The 24,718-nt window shown below is 49.8% G+C and carries 17 protein-coding genes, 3 pseudogenes and 1 other annotated feature; of the genes and pseudogenes, 6 read left to right on the top strand and 14 right to left on the bottom strand.

Going from position 1 to position 24,718, the window contains the following annotated elements; all coding sequences use genetic code 11:
• Positions 1-11: 11 nt before the first annotated feature.
• From XI25_RS27540 to XI25_RS27530, 3 genes and pseudogenes are all read right to left on the bottom strand, one after another.
• A pseudogene (locus XI25_RS27540) lies at positions 12-837 on the bottom strand (carbohydrate ABC transporter permease).
• 46 nt (positions 838-883) lie between these two features.
• The gene (locus tag XI25_RS27535) at positions 884-1,837 is read right to left on the bottom strand and encodes a carbohydrate ABC transporter permease (protein WP_046681080.1); all 954 of its coding nucleotides are present in this window, start codon (positions 1,835-1,837) and stop codon (positions 884-886) included.
• A gap of 29 nt (positions 1,838-1,866) precedes the next feature.
• The gene (locus tag XI25_RS27530) at positions 1,867-3,252 is read right to left on the bottom strand and encodes an ABC transporter substrate-binding protein (RefSeq protein WP_046681079.1); all 1,386 of its coding nucleotides are present in this window, start codon (positions 3,250-3,252) and stop codon (positions 1,867-1,869) included.
• A gap of 252 nt (positions 3,253-3,504) precedes the next feature.
• Here XI25_RS27530 and XI25_RS35520 point away from each other — a divergent pair, with 252 nt between their 5' ends.
• From XI25_RS35520 to XI25_RS36595, 4 genes are all read left to right on the top strand, one after another.
• Positions 3,505-4,713: a cache domain-containing protein gene (locus XI25_RS35520; protein WP_235440466.1), complete on the top strand. Its 1,209-nt coding sequence runs from the start codon at positions 3,505-3,507 to the stop codon at positions 4,711-4,713.
• Positions 4,598-5,353 carry a sensor histidine kinase gene (locus tag XI25_RS35515; protein ID WP_235440465.1) on the top strand — a complete coding sequence of 252 codons (756 nt, stop codon included), beginning with the start codon at positions 4,598-4,600 and terminating at the stop codon, positions 5,351-5,353. Before XI25_RS35520 ends, XI25_RS35515 begins: the two co-directional genes overlap by 116 nt.
• On the top strand, positions 5,341-5,853 hold the full coding sequence (locus tag XI25_RS35510) for a response regulator (protein ID WP_235440464.1): 513 nt from the start codon (positions 5,341-5,343) through the stop codon (positions 5,851-5,853). The genes XI25_RS35515 and XI25_RS35510 overlap by 13 nt, the downstream gene beginning before the upstream one ends.
• A 175-nt stretch (positions 5,854-6,028) precedes the next feature.
• Positions 6,029-6,403 carry an AraC family transcriptional regulator gene (locus tag XI25_RS36595; RefSeq protein WP_327204869.1) on the top strand — a complete coding sequence of 125 codons (375 nt, stop codon included), beginning with the start codon at positions 6,029-6,031 and terminating at the stop codon, positions 6,401-6,403.
• Positions 6,404-6,415: 12 nt separating this feature from the next.
• Here the strand turns inward: XI25_RS36595 and hutI are convergent, their stop codons facing one another.
• From hutI to XI25_RS27485, 6 genes and pseudogenes are all read right to left on the bottom strand, one after another.
• Positions 6,416-7,750 carry an imidazolonepropionase gene (gene hutI, locus XI25_RS27515; protein ID WP_046681078.1) on the bottom strand — a complete coding sequence of 445 codons (1,335 nt, stop codon included), beginning with the start codon at positions 7,748-7,750 and terminating at the stop codon, positions 6,416-6,418.
• A pseudogene (gene hutU / locus XI25_RS27510) lies at positions 7,747-9,427 on the bottom strand (urocanate hydratase). The gene hutI and the pseudogene hutU overlap by 4 nt, the downstream one beginning before the upstream one ends.
• 27 nt (positions 9,428-9,454) lie before the next feature.
• Positions 9,455-10,969 (bottom strand): histidine ammonia-lyase, encoded by a 1,515-nt coding sequence (gene hutH / locus XI25_RS27505; RefSeq protein ID WP_046681077.1) that lies wholly within the window; start codon positions 10,967-10,969, stop codon positions 9,455-9,457.
• 191 nt (positions 10,970-11,160) lie between these two features.
• A complete protein-coding gene (gene hutP, locus XI25_RS27500) occupies positions 11,161-11,619 on the bottom strand; it encodes a hut operon transcriptional regulator HutP (protein ID WP_046681076.1) in 459 nt (152 codons plus the stop codon).
• A gap of 1,207 nt (positions 11,620-12,826) precedes the next feature.
• Complete coding sequence (locus tag XI25_RS27490; protein WP_046681074.1) at positions 12,827-14,035, bottom strand: Acg family FMN-binding oxidoreductase; 1,209 nt, start codon at positions 14,033-14,035, stop codon at positions 12,827-12,829.
• Complete coding sequence (locus XI25_RS27485) at positions 14,032-14,709, bottom strand: TetR/AcrR family transcriptional regulator (protein ID WP_235440463.1); 678 nt, start codon at positions 14,707-14,709, stop codon at positions 14,032-14,034. Before XI25_RS27485 ends, XI25_RS27490 begins: the two co-directional genes overlap by 4 nt.
• Before the next feature lie 769 nt (positions 14,710-15,478).
• Positions 15,479-15,713, top strand: a binding site (T-box leader).
• Between the two features lie 90 nt (positions 15,714-15,803).
• Here XI25_RS27485 and XI25_RS27480 point away from each other — a divergent pair.
• Positions 15,804-17,360, top strand: a complete 1,557-nt coding sequence (locus XI25_RS27480; protein WP_046681073.1) for a 2-isopropylmalate synthase — start codon at positions 15,804-15,806, stop codon at positions 17,358-17,360.
• A gap of 87 nt (positions 17,361-17,447) precedes the next feature.
• Positions 17,448-17,897, top strand: coding sequence for a YbaK/EbsC family protein (locus XI25_RS27475; protein WP_235440462.1), 450 nt, complete (start codon positions 17,448-17,450; stop codon positions 17,895-17,897).
• A gap of 115 nt (positions 17,898-18,012) precedes the next feature.
• Here the strand turns inward: XI25_RS27475 and sigK are convergent.
• The 5 genes and pseudogenes from sigK to sstT all read right to left on the bottom strand — a co-directional run bounded on the left by sigK (position 18,013) and on the right by sstT (position 24,300).
• Positions 18,013-18,712, bottom strand: a pseudogene (gene sigK, locus XI25_RS27470) (RNA polymerase sporulation sigma factor SigK).
• A 426-nt stretch (positions 18,713-19,138) separates the two neighbouring features.
• Positions 19,139-19,789: a discoidin domain-containing protein gene (locus XI25_RS27465; protein WP_160308962.1), complete on the bottom strand. Its 651-nt coding sequence runs from the start codon at positions 19,787-19,789 to the stop codon at positions 19,139-19,141.
• Positions 19,716-21,233 (bottom strand): DUF4855 domain-containing protein, encoded by a 1,518-nt coding sequence (locus XI25_RS35500; RefSeq protein WP_268794584.1) that lies wholly within the window; start codon positions 21,231-21,233, stop codon positions 19,716-19,718. Before XI25_RS35500 ends, XI25_RS27465 begins: the two co-directional genes overlap by 74 nt.
• Positions 21,221-22,189, bottom strand: coding sequence for a discoidin domain-containing protein (locus tag XI25_RS35975; protein WP_268794583.1), 969 nt, complete (start codon positions 22,187-22,189; stop codon positions 21,221-21,223). Before XI25_RS35975 ends, XI25_RS35500 begins: the two co-directional genes overlap by 13 nt.
• Positions 22,190-23,067: 878 nt before the next feature.
• Positions 23,068-24,300 (bottom strand): serine/threonine transporter SstT, encoded by a 1,233-nt coding sequence (sstT, locus tag XI25_RS27455; protein WP_046681071.1) that lies wholly within the window; start codon positions 24,298-24,300, stop codon positions 23,068-23,070.
• Positions 24,301-24,718: the final 418 nt, after the last annotated feature.

Below are 24,718 nucleotides of genomic sequence, written 5' to 3'. Positions count from 1 at the left end.
AAAAGCAGGGATTACTTAATCCCCGACGAAGCATGATTTTGCACAAAATATTTCTCGGCGAACAAAAAAAACCAGCAAAATCGGGACGAGACTGATCAAGCGGCCGCCACCATCAGCTGCTCGTTGCCTACCCATTGGCCGCCCAGCGAGAGAATGCCGACGGGAAGCGTAAATTTCTCATTGCTCGTCAGATAAATGACGGGCGACAAAATTTCGTTCCATTTTCCCATAAACGTAAAGATGGCAAGCGTAGCCAGCGTCGGCAAGGTCATCGGCAGGAAAATCCTCGCATAAATTTGAAACGGATTGCATCCTTCCATTTTGGCGGACTCCTCATACTCCTTCGGTATATTCAGAAAGGCCTGCCTCATCAGAAAGATGCCGAAGGGCTGGGCCAGCCATTCGATCACCCACAGCGGGGTCAGCGTATCGAGCATGTTCAAATGATTGAAAATAATAAAATGCGGGATAATGATGACCACCGGCGGAATCATCATCGTTCCGAGAACCATGACGAAGAGCGCGTTTTTCAGCGGAAACCGGAGCCTCGCAAACGCATATCCGACCATGGAGCAGGACAGCAGCGAACCGGCCACCGATAACAGGGACACATAAAAAACTGTTGCCGATATATTGGCCGAAGCTTCCCAAGCCGAGCACCTCGGAGTAATTCGACCACTGAAAAGCGTCAGGTATCCATTTGGGGGGAACCGAGGTGTATTCCTTGTACGTTTTCAATGAGTTCATGACCGCGGTCAAAAAAGGAACGATCATGATCAGCGAGCTCATGATGATGGCCGCATAGCCCAGTCCCCGGACCCATCTCCTGTGTTTCATCGGAATCCTCCTTTCCAAAGAGAGCACGGCTGTCGAAGCGGCTCCCTCACTGGTAATGCACCCATTTTTTCTGCAGCGACAGCTGGATCAGCGTAAGCACGAACAGGATCATGAACAGCACCCACGACAGGGCGGACGCATAGCCCATGCGCATATAAGTGAACCCTTCGCGGTACAGATACAGCATTAGGACCAATGTCGAATGGTTTGGGCCCCCCGCTGCCCCAATCTGGCCTCCCCCCGTCAGAACGTAAATCTGTTCGAAGGCCTGAAAGGTGGAGATGGTGCTCAAAATAATGACCAGAAACGTCGTCCCCGATATCATCGGCAGCGTGATTCGGGTAAACCTCCGGAATGCGCCCGCCCCGTCGATTTCGGATGCTTCGTACAAATCGCCGGGGACGCTTTGCAAACCGGCAAGATAGATCACCATAATGTATCCGACGCCCTTCCATACCGCGATCAGGACAAGGAGCGGAATCGCAAGGTCTGCATCCTGAAGCCAGCGTTGGGGTTCCAGGCCGAGCTTGTTCAATATCGCGTTCGCAAAACCGAACCTCGGATTAAAGATGGCGTCCGCCACGTACAGAATCACGGTCCAGGAAGATATGACCGGGATAAAATGCGCCATCCGGAACAGCTTGAGCCCCTTGAGCTTCTGGTTCAGCACAACCGCCAATACCAGAGCGAGGATCGTTTGGAGGGGAACAAACAGAACGGCAAAATACAAGGTGTTCCAAAGGGATTTCCAGAACAGTTCATCGCCGAACAGCCGGTTATAATTCTCAAGTCCGTTCCATTTGGGCGGGTTCAGCATATCGTACTCGGACAAGCTGAAATACAACGATGCGGCCAGCGGCCCTGCGACAAATACGATAAAATGCAGTAAATAAGGGGAGACCATGAGCAGGCCCCATCTCCCCTCGGCTTGGTACGATTTGCGTCTTTTCCGAGCCGGTATTCCAGGCACGCTCGGTTTCTCGCTGATGACACGGCTCATTTCGATCCCGCCTTTCAAAGATTCATCTATTATTTCTTGTAGAAATCATCGAGCACGCGCTGCACGTCTTTATCCGCTCCCGCCAGCGCTTCATCGATGGAAGCTTCTCCGAGAAATGCGCGCAGGGCGTTTTCGTTGAATTTGTCGACCCACTCTTCCCAAACGGCATTCATATCGAGCGTTTCCGCGAATTTCAGGCTGTCCAGGAAAGCCTGACGGTTGGATGGACGGTCGCTGAACTTCAAGAACACGTCGGACTCGGCAACCGATTTTTTAACGGGGACCGCTTCCCCCAGCTCTGCCCACTGCTTTTGCACATCGTCTTCCGTAGCCCAATATTTCACCCATTCCCAGGCAGCCTGCGCCTCGGCATCGCTTGATTTTTGATTGATGACCCACGAATTGGCGATGACCGGCGACACCCGCTTGCCCTCAGGTCCTTTCGGCAGCAGGGTAACGTCATAATTCAGACCCGCCTCGTTGGCCGCAAGCACCCGGGCATAGATCCCGATCCTCATGGCCGCGGAGCCGCTGGGGAACACCGCCGTAGCGCTTTGGAAGCTCTTCAAATCCACCGGATCCGTAATGATTCCCTTTTTCATGCCGTCAACGATCCATTCGAACGCCGCCTTGTTTCCGGGAGACTGAATGATCGACTTTTGCCCGGATGGATCGATCACCCCGCCGCCGTAGGATTTCAAAAGCGAGAACCAGCCTTCGGTTATGCTGAAAAAGGTCAGGCCGAACTGGTTTACGTTAGCCGGATCAAATCCGGCTTGATCCGCCGTCGCTCCCTTGGCGTCAACGGTCAGTTTGGCGGCCGCCGCCTTCAAATCCTCCCAAGTCCAATCTTCCGTCGGGTAGGCTACGCCGGCTTTATCGAACATATCCTTGTTATAGTACAGGGCGGCCACCTGAATGCCTTGCGGAACCCCCCAGTACTTTCCGCTCGAATCCTTGTTGAAATCAAGCCCGTAATATTCATCTTTGTTCAGGTCCTTCGCAATCCATTCCGACAGATCCCTTACCGCGCCGCGCTCCGCATATTTCATCACGTACACGCCGTCGGACAACCATACATCGGGCGCTTTTCCGGCTGCGATCTGCGTATCCAGCTTTTGAAAAAACTGGCCGTAAGGCGCGCTTTGCGGAGATACTTTGATATTGGGGTGCTTTTCCATGAATGCATCGATCAGCTGTTTCATTTTGGCGTCGGACTTTCCGTCAGAGTAGTAACCCAGCGTAATTTCAACTTTCTCCCCCGCGGTCTTCGGCTCCTTGGTCTCCCCGGAGGCGGCTTGGCCTCCCCCATCCGCTGTCTGTCCGGCACCGCCCCCGTTGGAGCACCCTGCCGCCACAAGCGCGATCATCAATACCGCGACAATCCAACCTTTCGACCATGCTATCTTTTTCATACCTTCATCCCCTTTCATATCTCTCGTGCGATCTTTTTTTTATGTTTGGTTCGCTTGCATGAATTTTTTCGTTTTTTCGTCCCTTCCCCTTTCCTTAACGCCTGTTTCATTTGTTTGTAAAGCGCTTTCATTGCAAGTAAGTATAATCAACTTTGCCTGAACCTGACATGAGTTTTTTATTTACAACTTGATATTTTTTTGCTACAATGTTCCATACAGTGATGCAATAAATGAACAGGGATGTGACCAGATTTGAGGATAAGCTCGTTATTCCAACCCTCCCTTTCGATCAACCGCCGCTTGATGCTGTTAATTGTTTTCGGTATCGGCATTCCTGTATCCATGATGAGCTGGCTTTGGTATGCCTCCTCGACGGAAACGATCGAGCAGTCGGCGATCGCCACCAATAAAAGCATTATCAATCAGACAAACGAATACCTCGACCTGTACATATCCAGCCTGGAAAATTCGACGTATCCTTTCGTCAACCACCCTCAGATTCAGCAGCTGCTCGACGCCCCGGCTTTGACGCCGTTCCAGTACTATACCATCTCCGAAAAAGTGGAGGATGACCTGTTCGCGCAAATGATTTACGGCAGATCCGATATTATCGGCATGTCCCTGGTCGCGGATAACCAGAGGCAAATTACGGACTTCAGCAGAGCCGAAACCCCCGTCAACATGAAAGATGTACGCACCCGCAATTTAAATTATCTTCAGCAGATGGAATCCATGGACAACTATCAAGTCCTGGGCGTCGGCAAAATTGGCTCGACCCCTGTGCTCACCGTTGCCCGCAAGCTCCACAGCAGCACTTCGTATTTGTATAAAGGCCTTCTCATCGTCGATTTGAACCTCCGGCAGATCGAAAGCATATCCAACAACGCCACCCCCGGCGGGTTTACCGTATGGATTGCATCCCGGAACGGCGATATCGTGTACCATCCGGAAGCTTCGCTTACCGGTACCCGGATTCCGCAGGAGGTGATGAAAGGAATGCATGAAGGGAATTCGGGGTATTTTCGTCACGGACCGGCATCCGATGAAACGCTGGTCATTTACGAAAATTCCCAAATAACCGATTGGATCGTGATTGCCGACATCCCGCTCCGCAAGGTCATCGGCAATCTGATCCATTTGCGAAACCTTTCGCTGATTGCGGCGGTAATCCTTGTCGGCATCACCCTCTCGGTCGTAGGCGGTTATTCGCTTTTTTTTGTCCCGATCCCTCACCTTCCTCCAAAAGCTCATGGCGCATGTGGAGAACGGCGACTTTACGATACGTTCCCACTCCAACAGCCGGCGGAAGGACGAGATCGGTTTGGTATACCGGAGCTTTTTCAAAATGGTGGGCGAACTGAACCGGCTTGTCAAAGAGGTCCATTCCTCCAAGCTGAAGGAGCAGGAACTGATTATCAAACAAAAGGAATCCGCGCTGCAATCCATGCAATCGCATATTAATCCGCACTTTTTATATAACTCTCTTGAAATTATCAACTCTCATGCCATCATGGAAAACAACCGGGACATCAGCCGGATGACGGGCGCGCTTGCGCACATGTTCCGCTACAACACCGGGAACGCGGGGCAGATCGTCTCCCTGCACGAGGAACTGACGCATATCCGCTCGTATTTGACGATCCAGCAGGCACGCTTCCGGCATTTGGAAGTGGATATCCATATGGATGAATACTGGGGCCGTCATATTTCTACCGTCCGCCTGACCTTGCAGCCTCTGGTCGAGAACGCGTTCATTCACGGTTATCATGGTCAAAAACCGACTTATATCGGGGTGATGGGAAAACCGGAGCAAGGCTATTTCTCCGTTCTCGTTATCGATCGCGGCATAGGAATGAGCGAAGAGACCCGGGAACGGTTCCTTGACCGGTTTAGCGACGGGGATCTTCAAGCAGCTGCTTCAACCGGGGACACCGTTACCTCGGGCATCGGACTATTGAACGTGCATCAGCGGCTGCGGCTTGCCTTCGGCTCGGACTATGGACTGCGCATCGTCGAATCCGCCCCCGGCCAGGGGACTTGTTTTGAAATCCGGCTGCCATGCCGTCTGAAGGAAGAGGAGGATTGGCCATGTACCGTTTAATGATCATCGATGATGAATATATGATTCACTTGAGTTTGAGAAAACTCGTTGAAACCTCCGGTCTCGATATTATCGTCACGGGGGAAGCCGAGGATGGGGAGGAAGCGCTGGAACTGCTTGACGGCAGCTGTCCAGATATTGTCGTTACGGATATCCGGATGCCGCGGATGGACGGTCTTGCCTTTATCGGGGCAGCGCAACAGCGGCGAAACGGAATCCGCTTTATCATATTGTCGGGTTACGACCATTTCGAGTACGCGCAGCAGGCCATCCGGTACGGCGTGTCCAACTTTTTGCTCAAGCCGGTCGACCCCGATCAATTTTTGGAATCGCTTTCCATCGTTTATGAACAGTTAAAAAAAGGACGAAGAGCGCTTGATTCGGCAGAGCGGTTGGCTGGTAAAATACCAGGAGCTGGCGAAAGAGCTGGCCTCGGCGATTTGGAGCACGGATCAAACGGAGGCGACGGCGGTGATCTCGAGAGCCTGCGCGCATTATGAGGAGCGGGAAACGGAAGAACTGGCCTTTCCCAGGTTCGCCTCCGGTTTGATTGGATGGGTCGAAGAAAACCTGAACGACAGATCCTTCGCTTTATCCGAATCCCGGCGGGATGCGTCCGGCTGGCCGGCCCGTGAGGATTTGTGCGTGGCCCATCTTCAAAGCGCCGTCGCTTCCATGATTTCCGAGATCAAAGGGTCCCGGAATTTGGGGGCGCGCCATAATATTTTAAAGGCGACGGAATACATTAAAGAGCATTATGCCGATGAAGAGCTTTCCCTGCCGAGAGTGGCCGCCGAACTGGGGATGTCCGTCGCTTATCTGAGCCGTTCCTTCAAAGAAGAAATGAATATCAATTTTGTTAAATATCTCGTTCAGACCCGGTTGGAAAAAGCCGCGGAGCTGCTTGAGCAGGACACCTCCCCTGCCGTGGAAATCGCCTATCAGGTCGGGTTCACCGATTATTCGCACTTCAGCAGAACCTTTAAAAAGCATTTCGGCCTGACGCCCGCCGAATACCGGAAATCGGGGTTCCGGCATGCAAGCCATTAAGACGGACCGAAGCTATGGCCAAAAAAAAAACCGCATGCTTTGCCGGCATGCGGTTCTTTGGGCATCGGGGTCTATGCTTTGACTTTCCCCCCCCGCAATCACGGGGATGCCTTTCTTGATCACGGTATCCGTCAAATTTACGGCATAGTGGTACTGCAGAAACATATAGTTCGGGGCATCGAAAATGACGATGTCCGCCTGTTTACCGGGCTCGATGCTGCCGATCCGTTCTGCGCGGCCGATCGCATGGGCGGCGTTGATAGTGCAAGCTGTCAACGCTTCCTCCGGGGTCATCCGCATCGTCAGACAGGCCAGGTTCATGATGAAAGGCAGCGAAACCGTGGGACTTGATCCCGGATTGCAGTCCGTCGACAGCGCAACGGGGACGCCCGCATCGATCATCTTCCGGGCATCGGCCGGGGTCGTCATCAAATAGAAAGCCGTACCGGGCAAAAGAACGGCGATGACCCCCTTCTCCGCCATAGCCCGAATTCCTCCCTCGGAAGCTTGAAGCAAATGCTCCGCCGAGACGGCTTCGAGTTCCGCGGCCAGTTCCGCACCGCCGGAATGCACGATTTCATCCGCGTGTACCTTCGGCTTGAGCCCAAACTTCATTCCCGCGCGCAAAATATCCCTGGTTTGATCCGGCGTAAACACGCCCTCTTCGCAAAATACGTCGCAGTATTCCGCGAGTCCTTGCTCCGCCACGGCCGGGATCATCCCTTCGACGATCAGGCGAACGAATTCCTCCGGAGCCTCTTTAAACTCCGGGGGCACGGCATGCGCTCCCATAAACGTGGACACCAGCTCTACGGGATGCAGCCGATTGAGGGAACGGGCAACCCGCAGCTGCTTCAATTCGTCTTCCAGTCGCAGCCCGTATCCGCTCTTGGCTTCGACCGTCGTCACGCCATGCGCCAGGAATCGGTCAAGGCGCTTTCCGGTCTCCTCCATCAATTGCTGTTCATCCGCTTTGCGGGTCTGTTCCGTAGAGTACAAAATCCCGCCGCCTGCCCGCAAGATATCCATATAGGTCGCCCCTTGCAGACGCAGACCCAGTTCGAATTCACGCGACCCGGCAAACACGATATGAGTGTGCGGATCAATCAGGCCGGGGGTGACCGTTTTGCCCTCAGCGTTTATAACCGTAACTTCCTCTTGGCTCCGATTCGCCTTTACATATGCTTCCGCCTCTTCGTCGGGGCCCACAAAAACAATGCGCTCCCCTTCGACGACAACGCCGCCGTTCTCGATCACGTTCAGCTCTCTCATGTCATCCCGTATCTTGGGGGCGGTGGTCCCGCCGCTGACGGCAACCACCTGGGCCGCTTTCCGGATATAAATCATAAGAGACCTCCCTCCCGCTCATCCAGCATGGGCATCCTTATGCCATTTTTCTTGGCCGTTTCCACGGCAAGCGGATAACCGGCGTCTGCATGGCGCACCACGCCCATGCCCGGGTCGGTGGTCAGCACCCGTTCCAATCGCTCCTCCGCATCTTTCGTTCCGTCCGCCACGACAACCATGCCCGCATGAATGGAGTATCCCATGCCAACGCCCCCGCCGTGATGAAGCGATACCCAGCTTGCCCCTGCCGCAGTGTTTAAAAGCGCATTCAGAATCGGCCAATCCGCAATGGCATCGCTTCCGTCGCGCATGGCTTCCGTTTCCCGGTTAGGCGAAGCGACGGAGCCCGCATCCAGATGGTCACGGCCGATCACGATGGGTGCGGATAACTCGCCGGACGCCACCATGTCGTTAATGATGCGTCCAAATCGGGCCCGTTCCCCGTAGCCAAGCCAGCAAATACGTGCAGGAAGGCCCTGGAATTCGATCTTTTCCTGCGCCATCCTGATCCATTTGCATAGATGCTCGTTATGAGCGAACGTGTCTAAAATAACTCTGTCCGTTTTCAGGATGTCTTCCGGATCGCCGGACAGCGCCGCCCAGCGAAACGGCCCTTTGCCTTCGCAAAACTGAGGCCGGATATAGGCCGGAACAAACCCCGGAAAATCAAATGCCTGCATAACGCCTTCATCGTAAGCCATTTGACGGATATTGTTGCCGTAGTCAAAAGCGACGGCACCCTGCTTCTGCAGCTCCAGCATCGCCTGTACATGCTCCGCCATGCTTTGCCGCGCCAGCTTCATATACAAGGCCGGATCATCCTGGCGGAGCTTTTTACCGGCTTCAAGCGTGAAGCCTTTTGGCAAATATCCGTTTAACGGATCATGGGCCGACGTTTGATCTGTAACAATATCGGGAATGAACCCTTTGTCCAGCATCATCGGAAGCACCTCTGCCGCATTCCCGACCAGTCCGATCGATAAGGGTTTCCCCTGATTCTTGGCGTCTATGGCAAGGGCAATCGCGTCATCCAGATTTTCCGTGACCGTATCGCAATAACGCGTCTCGATCCGTTTGTCGATTCGGGTGCGGTCCACGTCGACGCAGATGACAACGCCATCGTTCATCGTCACCGCCAGCGGTTGGGCGCCGCCCATGCCCCCCATGCCTGCGGTGACCGTAATGGTGCCCTTTAAGCTGCCGCCGAAATGCTGCCTAGCGCATTCCGCAAACGTTTCGTACGTTCCTTGAACGATGCCCTGGCTGCCGATATAGATCCAGCTTCCCGCCGTCATCTGTCCGTACATGATGAGCCCTTTCCGGTCGAGCTCGTGGAAATGCTCCCAGTGAGCCCACGCAGGGACAAGATTGGAATTGGCCAACAGCACGCGCGGCGCATTTTTTATGCGTTCGGAATACGGCCACGGGTTTGCCCGACTGCACGAGCATCGTTTCGTTTTCCTCCAGGGTCTTGAGGGTTTCAACCAGCGCATCAAAGCTCTCCCAGTTCCGCGCCGCTTTGCCGATGCCGCCATAAACTACCAGTTTGTCGGGATGCTCGGCGACCTCCGGATCCAGGTTGTTCATTAACATTCGCAATGCCGCCTCTTGAACCCAGCCCTTGGCATTCAGCTCCGTTCCTCTCGGCGCGCGTATGGTTCTTGCAGCAGATTTCATATTCATCCTATTCAACCCCCACAAAAGTTATTGAATGTCCGTGATTCCGGATAAAGCCGCTTGCACATCCGTTTGCTTCATCCAATCTGCAATGGTCCTGAAATCATCGGATAACGCCCGATCCTCATCCACAAACCCCGCTTGCTCCCGGCAGCGTTCATACAGCCACTTGGTTCCTCTGCCAAGTTTCTCGGGCCCCCGGTAATCCGCAGCCTGCGCGCCGCACAACAGCTCGATGGCAAGAACGGAATAGGCATTGTTCACGATTAACATGGCTTTGCGGGCACCGATCGTCCCCATGCTCACATGGTCTTCCTGATTTCCGGAAGAAGGAATCGAATCCACGCTTGCCGGATGGGCCAGCGATTTGTTCTCCGACACCACCGCGGCTGCCGCATATTGGGCGATCATAAAACCGGACTGCACCCCTCCGTTTCGGGTAAGGAACGGCGGCAAGCCTTCGTTCAGATGAGGATTCACCAGCCTTTCGATTCTCCGCTCGGCGATGTTTGCGAGTTCGGATGAAAGAATCGACAGGTGATCCACTGCGAGCGCGATGGGCTGGCCGTGAAAGTTTCCGCCGGATATCACCCTGTCCTCGTCAGGAAATATGAGCGGATTGTCCGTGGCCGCATTCATTTCAATCTCTATCTTTTCCCTGACGTAAGTTAGGGCGTCCCGGCTCGCGCCATGAACCTGCGGCGCGCAGCGAATCGAATAGGCATCCTGGACGCGAAGCTCTCCCTGCGCAGTCAACAGGCCGCTGCCCTCGGTAAGCTTTCGGATATTTCCGGCGGACGCCGCCTGCCCAGGATGGGGCCGGATGATGTGGGTCAACGGATCGAAAGCATCCTTTACGCTCCGGAGCGACTCAGCGGTTAAGGCCGCGGTGCAATCCGCCCATCTTGCCAGGTTGATCGCATCGTAACAGGCGATGGCGCCAACGGCGGTCATGGCCTGCGTTCCGTTGATGAGCGCCAGCCCCTCTTTTTCTTCCAGCGTGACCGGCTTAAGTCCCGCAAGGGCCATGGCCTGGCCGCCGGGCATCCGCTGTCCTTCATAATACGCTTCGCCTTCCCCGATAAGCACAAGCGCCAAATGGGATAAAGGGGCGAGATCCCCGCTCGCACCCAGCGATCCTTTTTCGGGAATGACCGGCGTGACGCCCCGATTCAGCATTTCCGCCATCCGCTTCACCACCTCGGGCCGGATGCCGGAATAACCAAGCAGAAGCGCATTGATGCGCAGCAGCATAATGGCTCTGACGACTTCAGGCGAAAACGGCTCGCCTATTCCGCACGCATGGCTGCGGATGAGATTAAGCTGCAGTTGCTTTGCATCCTCGCCATCGATATAGGTGTCGCTGAATTTTCCGAAGCCTGTGGTAAGGCCGTAGACCACTTTTTTCTCTTGCAGCAGCTTCTCCACGTACTCGCGGGAACGTTTTACTCTGCCGAGACTATCCGCGTCGATATCCACTTTCGCAAAATCGCGCGCCACCCGGACCACATGTTCCAGCGTTAACGATCTGCCATTCAGCATTACTTTTTTTTTCGGATGTTGTTTGCATCAGTCCACCTGCTTTACGAGTAATATAAAAAGCCCATACCAAATAAAATGGTACCGGCTTCTAAATTACTAATGACTAAATGCCAGAAGGGGCTGTCTAGCTGTATAAAGCGATAAAGATTGCATCAATTTTAAATTTTTTGACCAAAGATGAACCCCGGCTTCTAAATATGATTAAACCCGAATCCGATCGCTTCATGCTCAAAGCCCTTTTTGGGGGCTCCGATCGTTCCGTACACGCAGACGGCAATCCACTCGCCGTTATGCTTTACGGTCCCCTCCATCTTCCCCCTGACGATGGCAAAGGTCAGCCCGACGGTGCGCAGGATATCCCCGAATTGAAACACGCCGCGTCCCAATCCCTGGATGGCTTCAATAATGGCATGGTATACCGCATGCACTTCGCGATAAGATTGACTGTCGATAATATGGTTGTTCTTGGCGGCGGTTTCCATCGCGACAACGACTTTGGTAATATCCATCGCTCCAACCCGGCCGATTGTAAATAAGCAGCCCTGCTCGGTCAGCTCCTTTTCAATCTCCTTCCTCCATGGATGCTCTTGAAGAACCGCAAGCAGTATGGACAGCTTACCGATCGGCAAGGAAGATGATGAATCCGACATCGCTTTCATCCTTTCCTTTGTAGAGGTGGTTCAAAAAGAATTCAGAAAAAAAAATGCGCTCCAAATACAGGAACCGAAGTTCCCGCTTTCAAAGACACATTCTTATCGCTAATAACTATTCAGTGCTTTTTATCACTATATCCTGATGGACCGGCTCAAGTCAATAACTCAGTTTTTGCAGGAGAAAATCAGCAGATAGGCGTTAATTTGATCAAACTAACATTTCTTTATTGGCTCCATGTTCAAAGCTACACATGTGTATAGTTGATTTTAGCCCTCTCAGGCAGTTGTTAATAGTCATACTGGAAAATCACTTTGTCTTTAGGATCTCGTGCTTTTTTATTCCCTAACATTGTGCCGCTAACACTAACTACAATGAAAGGGTTGCTATCGTCCACAGGATATATGTCAATAAACTGTAGCTCATAACGGTCTTTAATCCACTCGGCGTAGTATAAAATGTCGAAAGTACACAAGAAGTACTTCTCTTTGTCTCAGATGGATTGAAAGGCATTGTAGATGCAATTGGAATAGTTCTAAGCGAATTAATATTAACTACTGGGTTAGACAAAACTGACCATATAATGAATATACTTAAATGCACTATTGAATTCTTTGCACTAACTTATGCTTTAATTAAAACTCAAGTGTACTTAAAAGGTTTCAAAGATCAATGGGTGTATGTCCTATCGCCTACACCAGAGGATGTTGATAAACTCTAAAACTGAAGACAAAGTTTAAAGTTTGAATCAATCAAATAAAAAAATAAAGGAATTCTGAGCAATCGTGACTGACCATATAACGTAGGAGAAATCAAAACACTTTCAAGCATTTCGCAAGAAAGGGTCAAGACCGATTTTGTAGACATTGTATAAAGCCTATGCTAAAAGCTGCCTCGGGTACTTTACCAGAAGCAGCTTATTTTATTTGCGTGTGGTTCATGATGGAGATTCTCTGGATGACGTGTTCACGCCTTCGTCCTAATGCAAACGATATAGCAACAAGATTAAATCTTCCTAGATATATCTCAAGAAAAATCGAAGGTGCTTACATGTTTCGATTCGTTTTTAGTTTACATAAGACATCTATTATCTCGGCAACACCTTATTTGCTGTAGCTCTCAGTATAGTCTTGAGCTCTATATCTAGTCTCTACCAGCGTTTCCGTGTAGTTTTTATATCCAATTCACGATTGCCTCTCTCAATGATCAATCTTTGGCCGTTTCGATGATTTCCAGGACGTCCCGGCGCATTGTTGGCAGCGCAGCTTTAGTCGGCAGGCCGAGCCGGACGAACATTTGGATCGTACCAAAATGCGGGGCGTACTCTTGATGAATAGCCGAATATAATGTATCCATCTCCGGATATTCTTCGAGTGCTTGGCTTGTCGGCTGTATGGCGATCCCTAGATTATGCGCAGTCAAATTCAATCTGCTGTACACCATTCCGGATAGAACTTGCTGAACTCGACTATTATCCTGTGTAATGATCATTGCATAGGTTGGTGTATGTTCAATCGCGGTCTGTGTCGATTTTACTAATAAGTCCGATGAGGCCTTCTCGTTGTTGAAAGATGGGATCAATGTGATTATTCCCTGCATGATATGCTTCATGATACCTGAATTTCCTTGGCCTTCAAGCGAAAAGCCGTAGCGGTATTTATTTTTCTGATACTCGTTGGATCGGAATATTTGAGCTGATTCTTCGTTAATGCGATGGATGCCGGCTTCGATATTCGCCCCCTCGATCGCATAGTGACCCAGGCGATTTACGTCATTTTTAGATTGAAAAATTTGCAGTGAAATATCGGTTTCCGCTGGGATCGATTGCAGTACGTTGATTTGTTTGTCCGTCAACTGATTCTCCTTATATGGAGCCCGGTTTGTATCCGGTAAAAACATGTAATCATATAGCGGTACATTGGTTTGAGGGCTGGTTTTTGTTAACGCGACTTTGGCAACTGGCGTCGTCTTCATGCTTTCCAGCAAATTCTGTTCATCATAATCCCCCTCCGGGAATAATGCCATCTTGGTCTCATAGCCGAGCTTGTCTCCGGCGATTTTGACATATTCCAGAAATACACCTTGCGAAATCAAAGTTTGGCGTGCAAAAGGATCGACTTCGGGCGTTAATCGATCGGCATCTGCATACAAGTAGAAAACTAGCGGATCATCCGGATCAAGCCGCACTTTCCAAGGCTGCATATTATGTCCGTTCGCGGCCAATATTCCATGGGAAACCAAACGAATTCGAGGATCATCGAACTGCATAGAGTAGTTCTTGTCCCAAGGCTCCAAATAACGTGAGCTTGTGAAAATTCCGCTTGATAACAACAGAACAGCAAAAACTGCAACTGCCAAAGTCATTATACCCGCCAAGATGATGATCATCTTTTTCTTCACCGCTTTCCGATTCATTTTTCAATATCCTCCGATCGAATTGATCGAATGGAACGAGTTAACAAATCGAAGGCTTCAGCTATAAATTGGTCAGGACTTCTGTGATGATAATGCTCGATATACTTATTCTTTTTTTTCACCGTTTTAAAAACGCCGATGACGCATGCCCATAGAACAAGGGCTGTGCTTACGGTATTAATACTGCTGCGAATAACACCTTGTTCAATTCCTTCGTTTAAAGCATCAATTAAGTAACGCATCACTTTTTCTCCTTGTTTGTAGCAATCTTCTCTTGACTGATCGGTTATCCCTTTGTCAAAATCTAACTCGCCGTTCTCATACTCCATAATCGCTTCAAAATATTTTGGATATTTTGTACTGAAGTCCAAAAGAGTGTTACCTATTTGCTGAATACGATCTATTGCCGAATTGTATCGTGCCTGAGAAGTTGCCGCCAGCATATCAGTCAACAGCCTGTACCCTCTCAGCATAATCTCGAAGTAAATTTGTTCCTTGCTGTTGAAATAAACGTAAACCGTTCTTTTACTGAACTCGGCCTCTTTGGCCACATCATCCATTGTCGCCGAATCGTATCCCTTGCTGAAGAACACTTTCTCGGCAGCGTCGATAATGTCGTTTCTTCGCCTTTCTTTTTCTTTAGCCTTCCGATCCTTCGTTCCGATAGCAACCACCTCTTTTTTTTGTATACTTACAGTGTTGAAAGTAAACCATTAGTTTACTTTAAGATATGATAATGCACATTGTGCGTCAATGTCAAATTTCATGAAAAAGACAAGGCTGCGTCAGACGTACAAAGAAAAATCATATGAGTTAAACGGCATAGTAGCAGTGTTACTTTTGATTTTAAGAACTACACTTCATTTTAGACTGGGTTTGTTGATTCTACTGGGTTTTGGAGTCGAGAAATCGTTTTTTTTGTAAAATGAGTTAACCCTGCGCCTACAAGTTGAGAGACAGAATCTCTTTGTATACCTAATATCCGTGATGCTTCCTTCTTATCAATGTAGCTTTGTTTTTCCTTAAGCAGATATGCAAATGATGATTTGTCAATAAAATGTTGTTTCGTTTTAAATCCAAAATACTCCACATCAAATATTGCTTCGAATGCTTTCTTTCGGACATACAGTTATTTTTTTAAATGCGATGCAAGATTAGTCAACTGCTCATCAGAATAACAATTTTTTTAACGAATTCGCTCTCGTTACCCAAACTTTGCTAGTAATAAATTGATCGTTATAAAATTGTGTTGTATCTTCACGAAACGAGTTTTAATAAGAATCAAGTGCTTAAACACTTAAGAACTCACTGAATTGATTCGAGTAAATAAATTCCATTTCACATGAATTTTGGTATTAATCAGCCCGGCAGCAAGCTCAAAACATAAAAACAAAGTTTGACAAATTCGATAGCGTTGCATATAATAACCATTAATTTCAAAAACAAAATGTGTTGATTAGAAATAGTAGAAGTGAAAAGACCTCTCAGAGAGCCGCTGGTTGGTGCGAAGCGGCAGTGTTGATCGCTTTGAACTCGTCTATGAGCAGCTGCCTGACAATGTAGGGTAAGCCGGGGTTCCGCCGTTACAAGGATAGATGGTGTCAGCCGTCGAAAAAGATCATTTCGCATGTTTTGAAATGAATTAGAGTGGTACCGCGGGTTAAACCTCGTCTCTATGCATAGAGACGGGGTTTTTTTGTTGGTTAAATTCCGGGTTTAATCAACCCCGCTTGATATATATCAACCGAAATTCAAGGAGGAGTTGCAAATGCTTCGCAACATTATCATGCTTGACACGACATTGCGGGACGGAGAGCAGGTTCCGGGCGCGAAATTGAACGTACATCAAAAAATCGAGTTTGCCCAGCAGTTGAAGCGGCTCCAGGTAGACATGATCGAAGCCGGCTTTCCCGCTTCTTCGACCGGGGATTTCGAGGCCGTTCAGGAGATCGCCCGCAACACGGGCGACAGCGTATCGATCACCGCTTTGGCCCGGGCCGTAAAAAGCGATATCGATGCCGTGTATGAGAGCATTAAAATCGCCCAGGATCCGTTTATCCATATCGTGCTGGGCACCTCCAACATCCATGTGGAAAAGAAATTCAACCGTTCCAGGGATGCGGTCATGCAGATGGGAGTCGATGCCGTCAAATACGCCAAAACGCTGCTTCCGCATGTGCAGTACTCTACCGAAGATGCATCCAGATCGGAGTTCGAATACTTGTGGAACACGATCGAAGCCGTCGTCAAAGCCGGGGCGACCATCATCAACGTACCGGATACCGTCGGATACGCGGAGCCGGAGGAATTCGGCGATTTGATCCGAAGAATCAACGAACGGTTGAAAAACCTGAATGACAAGGTCATTCTTAGCGTCCACTGCCATAACGATCTGGGATTGGCGACGGCGAATACGCTGAGCGCGATCCGAAACGGCGCGAAAAAAGTGGAATGCACCATTAACGGTTTGGGCGAAAGGGCCGGAAACACCTCGCTGGAGGAAGTCGTGATGGCTCTGAAGGTGAGAGAAAACCGGTATCAGTGCAGAACGAATATCAAAACAACGGAACTGCTTAGGACCTCCAGGCTGCTCACCCACCTGACGGGACTGGATGTGCAGGTCAACAAGGCGATCACCGGGGATAACGCATTTGCCCATTCTTCCGGCATTCATCAGGACGGACTGCTTAAAGACAAGAACGTGTATGAAATCATGTCGCCCGAGGAAGTCGGCGCGGAGAGCATGGAGTTGATCCTGACCGCGCGTTCCGGCCGTCATGCCTTTAAAAATGCCGTTGAAAAAATGGGCTTCGACAGCGGCGATACGGAAGAATTCGAGAAGCTGTTCCAGAAGTTCCTATCCTTGGCCGACCTGAAAAAAGAAATATACGACCATGACGTGTTTTATCTGGTGACCGAACATCAGAAACAGGTTGAAACCAGCCATCCGCTTTACGAACTGGGGTCGTTCCAGGTCGTGACCAACGACATGCATCCGACTGCAACGGTTGAATTGAAAAAGAACGGCGAGTCCTTGAGAGGAAGCGCGGTCGGCGACGGTCCGATCGATGCCCTTTACAGCGTAATCAAAACCTTGGCAGGCATGGACGTACACTTGAAGCATTACAAAATCAACAGCATCTCCAGAGGAAAAGAAGCGATCGGCCGGGTGAACATCCACATCGATTACCAAGGCAAAACCTACTCCGGCCGGGCCATGGACACGGATATTATCAAAGCAAGCGCCCTGGCTTTTTTGAACGGCATCAACGCCGCATTGCTGGATGCGGTTCATCATGGGCCGTTGGAACTGAAACAGGGTTAAAAGGAATTTATTTCACAATCAAACCACGGAGGAAATGCAAAATGGCTGATTTAAAAGAAAGCGCGCAGCGAGTACAGGATTTGCTGTTTGAATCCGGGTATGCCCACCGTGTCGTGGAGCTGCCGGACAGCGCGTACGGCGCAAGAAGCGGCGGATGCCATCGGATGCGAAGTCGCGCAAATCGCGAAGTCGATTATTTTCCGGCTTAACGGTTCCGATTCGCCGCTTCTGGTCGTCGCAAGCGGGGTGAACCGCGTTGACGAGAAAGGTCTCTCCAAAAGGCTGAACGACAAGCTGGTTAAGGCGGATGCGGATTTCGTTCGGGAACGCACGGGGTTCGTCATCGGAGGGGTGGCCCCCATCGGGCACTCGGAAACCATTAAAACGATCATCGATGAAGACCTCTTGCAATACCGGACGATCTGGGCGGCAGCCGGACATCCCAAAGCCGTGTTTCAATTAACGCCGGATGACCTGCTTGCCATGACGAGCGGGGAGGTCATGACCATTAGGAAAAAAAAGTACTCCAATGGATAGCAGCTTGGGGTGATATGGTACTTGCATCTTTGGATATAGCTGGAAAAATGAAAGCAGCGCCATTAGAAAACCACGCCATGACAGCTCTTTTTCGGGCGCCATGGCGTGGTTGACTTTACTTTTTCTTGTAAAATTCGTGATACAACTTCATTAAAGCCCGCTTTTCAATCCGCGAAACATAACTGCGCGAAATGCCCAGTTCCTTCGCGATCTCACGCTGGGTCCTCTCCTCTCCCCCCGCTTCCAGGCCGAACCGCCCGATGACAACTTCCTTTTCCCGGGCATCCAGAATATCTAAATTGCGGTAAATTTTGCTCTTTTCGATCTTGAGCTGTACGGTGTTCACGATATCATCGGCTTCCGTGCCGAGGATGTCAATCAGGGTGATTTCATTGCCTTCTTTATCCGTTCCGATCGGATCATGGAGAGATACGTCCTTGCGGATTTTTTTTTAACGAACGCAAATGCATCAGGATCTCGTTTTCTATACAACGGGCAGCAAACGTAGCCAACTTTGTCCCCTTATTGGGACGGAAGCTCTCAATAGCTTTGATGAGGCCGATGGTCCCTATGGATATCAGGTCTTCCAGATCCTCGCCAGTGTTGTCGAATTTTTTGACGATATGGGCCACCAAACGAAGATTATGTTCAATAAGCTTGTTGCGGGAGTTGTAATCGCCCTCTGCCATCAGCAGCAGATGCTTGGCTTCCTCCTCTTCGGTCAGCGGCTGTGGAAACGCGTTGTTTTTGACGTACGATACCAGAAGGCTCAACTCTTTAATGAACAAAGCAATTGCGGTAAACAGTCCAGGCACAGGGGACACCTCCTGAAGAATACGATGCAACCGGTCTTTTATCGCGCTCGGTTCCCAGTCCTTTCATTGTATGTGGGCATTCGCCCGATCGTGCCTGTACGGTCATAAAAGCTATATGCAAATCGGTTTTGCTTGTTCAATAATTTATCCTTCTTATGATGTCTTCGGTTGAACGGCTTCCGCCTCAGAAATGAAGAAGTCAGGGGAGCAAATCCCCAGCGTTCATCAAGACCGCTTCAATAGCAAAAGCCACGGGTCGCAGCGTGGAAATAACGCTGCGTCCATGGCTTTATTTTTACGAAACATAAGTTATCATGCATCATGACGCGACAGAATTTTTCATGGAATGCCCTCATCCAAAGACAAAATCATGGAAAGAAATCAGGCCGTATGCCATCGAATTCTGAGCTCGCGCGGGAAATAACATCAGTCCTTTTTATCGTACTCGAATGAAATCTTAACGGGTGCCGACATTCCCTCCATAGAGAGATAGGCGTCGCAGGTTCCTTTTAGATTGCCGGTAAGCTTGATCGCGAATTGGAAACCTCCCGTTTCCGTGCTTGTCGTTTCGCCTTCGTAGCGAACCTTCCCTTTGGAATCGACCACTTTCAAATGAACGTTGGACAAGCTGCCGTCCATGACAAGTCCGTCGATCGTCAATTTCTTCGCATCGGCATCCACCGCGGCTCTTGCGCCGTCGATTGGGGTGACCTCGCCGCCTCCTGCAAGATTGTATACGCCAAACTCATAGAAGGAGTACCCGTAATCCGTATTTCTTTCGACGCCTTGGAATTTGACGTATCTGGCTTTGACGGGTTCGAATCGGACCGTTTCCTTTCCGTCATGCGCCGCAATGATCCCTTCGTTGTCTTTGATCGCGCTGGTCCAGTTCTGATTGTCGTCCGAGACTAAGATTTTGTACGTTTTCGCGCGAGCGAGTTCCCAGTCGATTCTGATCGCATCAAATTCTTTAGCCTCGCCCAGATCTACCTGGAACCAGCTGTCATTGGCATAGTTGCTCGCCCATCTTGTCGACGAGAATCCGTCCACGGCGTTTTTTCGGCGCCAATCGCTCAAGGGAACCTTCAACGGAAGATGCTGTCGTTTCTTTGTCTTCCGCCAGATTTCCGACAAGGTTGTAAACCTCCTCTTTCAACGCGGCATAAGCCGAATCCGAAATGATACGGTCTGCAGCCAGTTGATCCAGTTTAACGTTAAACCCTTTCAGGTACTTGTCAAACAACGCCGCATCCGTTCCTTCATAACGCTTCATCAGTTCCGCATAATTGTTCAGAGAACGAGGGGCATCGGCTGTCGTGAACTGATTCTGTCCGGCGAATCGCTTCACGTGCGTTTTCATGGTATCGGCGGTTGACGCCGCTTTGATGATGTAAGTCGTCGTCTTGGATTTGGCAGCGGCCACGGTGATGACCAGTTGATGCTTGCCCGGTATTCCCGCCAGATCAATCGGCGTTCCCGAAGTGTAAGGCTCGCCGTCGAGCAAGGCCGTGACCTTCGTCAACCCGCTTCCGTCATCGTCTTTGACTTTCCATGTAATATGAATGGTTTCCGTATTCGGTACGACCACATCGCCGTTTAACGTTTGTCCGTTGATGAATACCTCTGCCTCCGGCGCCGGACTATTGTTGATGACGTAAGTTCCGTTCAAATACTGGTACAGCCAGTCATACATTAAACGTAAACTTGGATCCTTGCTCACCCCTAAGTTATAAACGGCATTATTGCCTTGGTAATAAGCTCTAAAGCCCTTTTGCATCAAGCCGGTTGCAGCGCCGCTATTCAAGTATTCGATATAACGCTCGCGGAATGCGCCGTCCGTCAGCATCCGGTCATCAAACTCGACTTCGTTCGACATCCCGTACTGTTTGGCCAGGTTCGCGGCATCTTCCAAGCGGTCGGAATCCATTCCGCCGAAGAAGTAGTTAGGCTGAAGCGCCGCGGCATCAAACCCTACGTCTTTCCACATAAAGCTTTTGTATGCCAAAGAGTGGGGAATCCAGAAAAATTTCAGGTTCATGTCATGGACCTTGCCGCTTACGGCTTTAACCAAGTCCGGTCCCGTATCGCTTGTGCTGATTTGTTCTTCCAGCCAGTACATGCCGACAAGCTCCAGATTGGAATAATTCCCCTCCTGCCATCTTTGACGGACCTGATCCAGCCACCATTGCACCGCTTTTCCCCTGTTTTCGAGCGCTTTCTCTTTGCCGACGACGGAGGCGTTGAAGCTTTCGGATACCCCGTCACCGTCAACGTCGCCAAAATCGTTGGAGTGTTCCCCCGGATTCGGAATCATCAACACAACTTTCACTTTGTGATCAGGCTGGTTCAGCTTGGCTCCGACTTCTTTGGTAGCCTCATCCAACTGCTGCATATCCCCCGTCGCTGCAAATGTTTTATCCAAATACCATTTCCAGTCCTCCAGGATCGTTTGCCCAACGCCGAAATCCCGGCCGGCAGGCGAAGCCAGCCCGAGATATAAAAACGCCGTCAAAAAAGCCAATCGGTAGGCTCGCCATCTTTATTCACATAACTGATGTTAGGAATAATCCGTTCCTTATTCCAATCACCCAAACCATTTTCATACTGTCCGTTATACAGCAGATTCAGATTGCGGATACCGCCTGTAGCTTCCCCCGGCTCCAAAAAATGGGGCTGCTCGGCAGGAACCTTTACGGCCCCGTCGGCCTTGCCGTCCGTACCCATGATTTCGATTTCGTCAATGTATTCCCACTGCGAATGATGCATCGTAAAGGTCACCTTAACATAACGGGCATAAGCCAGCTTGCCATCCGTATTCCCGCCTTTGATTCCGTCCCGGTTGCCGTCCCATTCAAAGGTCTCCTGTCTAGGCGGACCTTCCCCCCAGAGCAGTTGGGTGGCGTTATGGGAAAGCAGTCCCCAATTCTCCTTATCGTCGGAGACATACATCGATACCGTCAGCGGCACGAGGATCGAGTTCTCAGGATAATCCTGGAAAAAATGAGCCGTAATCTTTCCGATCGACTTTTCCTCGCCTAAATCGAACACGACTTCGCGCGTTTTTCCGCGCAGATGCCCTACCCATGCCGGGTCATTCATATCCAAATTACCGTATTTTCCATCCGTAAGCTTATGCCCGTCGTCAGGATGCGATGCTTCCGGAGTTTCGGACCATTCATAGGAAAGGCCTGCCGCAAGATTGCGGAATTGCGTCTCCTCCACTGCAGAAGATGCTGCCGCTTGATTTGCGTCTCTTGCTTGTGGCGCCTGTTCCGCTGACGGTTCACCAGCATCCGTCGGTTGATCCGGTACGGCCTGTGGATTTTTTCCCGCATCATTCCCTTCCGGCTGCACTGCATCTCCCTCCTGCGCGATAGTCATGGTCGGAACAGGCGATTTCGCCTGGACCGCAGAAACCGGGGCCATCAACAATACTGCCGCTATCAGGACGGATCCCCATTTTATATTCGAATTCATCAAGCCAGCTCCTTTTTTTTTATTCTCGAATACAGAAATACCTGAAACCTGTAAACCTATTTTCTGTTTCGGGTGAACGCTTGATTGATCCCCCCTTTCACGAAATCTGGCCCAAACCATTTTGAAAGCACTTTCAAAGATAAGCGTCGCGTAGAAGCTGAGTAAAAACGTGTTGCGCATCAGCCTCCCGAAATATGGACCTCTAAAAAAAATCGATGAAATGCCGCAGATCAACCCAGCTAGCGCTTTCAAAAGTGAAGAAAGGTTTTCCCGGGTAATAATTCTAAAAAAGCGATCACGATCCGTACATCGGAATATAGCTGAATATAAAAAATATGCATCGTTTGCGGCATTTTCGGGCCCTTGCTTCCGCATGGATTCATGATAATGGGGGATCTCAAAGGATGGCAAGCAACATAATTTGATGAGCTGCGCAATATTTTCGCACTCTATATAAGACGTATTTGTGTGCGGAAAATGGTTTGGAAATAAAGAATTGTATATCCATGTAAAGAAAAGTACATGGTCTTTTGTAAGGAGACGGCTGTTCCCTTAAAGTTTGAGGATAAACCAAATTTTTGGGATTTGGAGCCTGGGATATACACTTAAGCTTTTGTTTCCCTCAACTGACCGATAACCGATTCTGCTTCCGTTTTTCAAGCCTACAATGAAATTTAGCCATAAAAAAAAAACGTCTATCGACGCACTTGCTCAGAAGACAGACCGCATTTAGCGGAAGTTTTTTCTTGCGATATAAGGAAAGCCGTGTCTTTCGAAGCTTATACTATTCTTATCTCTAAAAAAAAAACCGCACCTCCAATGTTAGTCATGCCTAACAACGGGGATGCAGTTTAAGAGATGGTTTTTAAAATGTTTTATTAAGAATGAATTGAAAAATCCTTGCCCTGCTTGCGCAGCTTAGCATATTCAGCCGTTGCCGTAAAAAGCACGTCGGAGGATGAATTGAGGGCAGTTTCGCAAGAATCCTGCAAAACACCTATAATGAAACCGACAGCAACGACCTGTATCGCAATGTCATTGGAAATCCCGAATAAGCTGCACGCCAGAGGAATGAGCAAGAGCGATCCTCCGGCAACACCCGAGGCACCTGCAGCAGATATAGCGGATAGGATGGTGAGAATCACCGCCGTACCGAAATCCACTTGAATGCCGAGGGTATGAACCGCAGCAAGAGTCAATACAGAAATCGTAACCGCTGCGCCAGCCATATTGATGGTAGCGCCTAAGGGGATCGAAACGGAATACGTATTCGCGTCCAAGCCCAGTTTATTGCACAAGTTCATATTGATTGGAATGTTTGCCGCTGAACTGCGGGTAAAGAAGGCGGTAATCGCACTTTCCTTTAAGCATTTAAAAACAAGCGGATAAGGATTTTTGCGAATATTCAGGAAAACGATAATAGGATTCACGATAAAAGCTACGACTAACATGCATCCGACCAGAATGAGCAGCAATTTTCCGTAATCGAGCAAGGAGGAAAGGCCATTGGTTGTAATGGAATCAAAAACAAGGCCCATGATGCCAAACGGCGCCAAATTGATGACCCATTTCACGATTTGCGATACGGCATCCGAAAAATTGGAAATCATGGTTTTGGTGGAATCGGACGCTTTTCTTAACGCAATCCCTAGCAGGATAGCCCAAGTTAGGATGCCGATATAGTTGGCGTTCATGAGAGCGCTTACCGGATTGTCGACAAAGTTAAACAATAGTGTTTTAAGTACTTCCACAATGCCGGAGGGAGGAGTCAAATCTTTGGCGCCGGCTGCAAGCGATAAGTCGACTGGAAATATAAAACTTGCCGTAACGCCTACAACCCCGGCCATAAATGTGCCTACGCCATACAAGGCAATAATGGATTTCATATTCGTTTGATGACCGTGTTTATGCATGGAGATGGCAGACATAACGATCAGCAAGACCAATACGGGGGCAACCGACTTTAAAGCGCCTACGAATAAAGTGCCGAATATCGAGACCCATTTCGCGGCATCCGGAATCGTTAAAGCCAAAACAATCCCCATGACGATACCGAAGAATATGCGCTTGACCAGGCTGACTTGATTCCATTTGAACACTAAACTCTTCACGAATACTCCCCCTGGTTTCGAATTTTCATCAGTAGTTTATCATGAATATTAGAAGTGAACGAGCGGAAATATCTAACATTGGTTCAGCCTTTAATTCCGTCAATGAACACCATGGCCTTAATGCTGTTTTTGCGTCAGGAGATTCGCGGCCGGGCCTGACCACGGACCTTCTCGTCTCCCATTCGGAGCTTTTTCCCTGGACGGGAGGTTTTTTAAGAGATAAGAAAGCATAAACTCCAGAGGTTTTCCTCCATATCTCGCTAGAAAAACTTCCGCTATATGCGGTCTGTCTTCTGATAAGTACGTCGATAGACGTTTTCTTATGCTCAACTCCGCATCAAATTACCATAAAAGGTCACCGCCGGGCCGTACTGTTCCACCGCTTTGCCTTTTACACTAGAGTTGGTGGCTGCAATCC

The sequence above is a fragment of the Paenibacillus sp. DMB20 genome, assembly GCF_000987955.1.
In the GTDB taxonomy this organism is placed as follows: Bacteria; Bacillota; Bacilli; order Paenibacillales; family Paenibacillaceae; genus Paenibacillus_AQ.
This window is presented reverse-complemented; position numbering and strand designations above follow the sequence as displayed.